The organism is Nitratireductor soli (assembly GCF_001050155.1).
GTDB classification, from domain to species: Bacteria; Pseudomonadota; Alphaproteobacteria; order Rhizobiales; family Rhizobiaceae; genus Nitratireductor; species Nitratireductor soli.
The window spans coordinates 1-1,736 of the sequence record NZ_LFVY01000038.1; the positions used below are offsets into that span (position 1 = coordinate 1).

General features: G+C 63.1%; 2 protein-coding genes. One reads left to right on the top strand and one right to left on the bottom strand.

The annotated features are described in order from the left end of the window. Positions 1 to 1,214, bottom strand: a 1,214-nt coding sequence (locus AB843_RS24510) for a DUF7507 domain-containing protein (RefSeq protein ID WP_162230659.1), incomplete at its 3' end; no start/stop codon positions are given. A 310-nt stretch (positions 1,215 to 1,524) separates the two neighbouring features. Here AB843_RS24510 and AB843_RS26025 point away from each other — a divergent pair. Continuing rightward, positions 1,525 to 1,736: hypothetical protein (locus AB843_RS26025; protein ID WP_206412972.1), on the top strand; the 212-nt coding region annotated here is incomplete at its 3' end.

Sequence of the window (1,736 nt, forward strand, 5' to 3'; positions counted from 1 at the left end):
CCCGCATCGACGAAGCCATTGTCGTTGGCATCGTTATGCGTCGCCTCCTTGACGAAGTCGCTCTCCCCCTCCTGGACGAGCGTCGTCGAGGTCGGATCGCCGGGATTGCCGCCGGGCGGGCTCGACTGGGCCGTCACGTCGTCGCCCTTCGGGTCCTTCGCCGTCGAGGTCGCGTGATTGTCGACATTGCCCGCATCGATGTCGGCCTGGGTGACCGTGTAGGTGCCCGTCACGCTGGTCGAATCCACCGCCCCCGGCGCCAGCGGTCCGGCGATCGGACTGCCTGACACCGTCGCCTTGTCGTCCGACACCGCGATGTTCGTCAGGCTCACATTGCCCGTGTTCGTTACCGTGAACGTGTAGTCGATCACCTCGCCCGCATCCGGCCGCCCATTGCTGTTGGCGTCGGCAAGCGTCCCCTCCTTCACCAGCGTGTGCGCGCCGGCCTGGTCGAGCTCGACCACCGTTGGATCGCCAGGTGCTCCGCCAGGCGGGTTCGAATCCGCCGTCACGTCATTGCCGTCCGGGTCCTTGGCCATCGCCGAAGCCGTGTTCTCGAACGAACCAGCATCGATGTCCGCCTGGGTGATCGTGTAAACCCCGGTGAAGGTAGTGCTGTCGGATGCGGCCACCGCCAAACTGGCCAGCGGCCCGCCCGACACCGTCGCTTTCGTGTCCGTCACCGTCACGTCGGTCAGTGTCGCATTGCCCGTGTTCGCCACCGTGAACGTATAGGCGATCATCTCCCCCACATCCGGCGTGCCGTTGCTGTTGGCATCCACCAGCGCTCCAGCCTTCTCGACCGTCATCTTCCCCTCGCGCGGAATGTCGACAATCGTCTCCTTCTCATCGATGCCCGGCGTGTCGCTGGAGATGTCGCTAAACAGACTGCCGCTTTCGTCGGTGCCTTCGGCAGTCGCCTGGTTGGATATACCGCCGGCGTCCACATCCGCCTGTACCAGCGTATAGGTCGCCGTGTAGGTGGCGGTCTCGTCCACCGCAAGCGTCCCCTCCGGCGAGCCGCCGCTGGCCGAGACGAAACTCGGGCCGGAGGTCAGGGTTAGCGGCGTGCCGTCGGCGCGCTTCAGAATATCCTCGCTGATCGAAACGCCGGTGAGCTGTCCAATGCCTGTATTCTCCACCGTCATGGTGAACGTTATGACATCGCCCACCAGCACCGGCGTACTTGCCGACGTCTTGATGATCTCGATCACCTCAGAACCCATTGAGAAACTAACGAGGCACGCAGTGCCCGGTGAAGTCTTGTAAGCTGTCACGGTCAGCGGCTGAGATGTCGAAACCGCTGTGAAAGCAAAGGCATGCTGAGTCCAGGCGCTCGAACTGGGAAGCAGAATGACCTCCGAAACTCCCGTTGTCGAAAGCTGCATTCCATCGCATGCAAGCGGGTAGCTGCCCCCCGCGCCGCGAGGTATCCCAAAGAACGGAATCGTATATTGGCGCCCGACGATCAGATTGGACATCGTCGCCTGGATGGCTTCGCCGCCCGTGGGACCAGTCGCCCACATGGACATGAACGTGGCATCGCCCGTAGGACTCGGCGGCAAGGGTGCATTGTTCCAAGGCGTCAGTCCAAATCCCCAAACGTTCACGTCGGAACAATCCGGCGATCCCGAAGCATTGATCCATCCTGGCGCAGTCACGCTGCCTCCCACCGTACACGGCGATGTCGGCGGTATGGTTTGCGCGCTGGCGGACAATGTCCCCAGCCCCAGGAA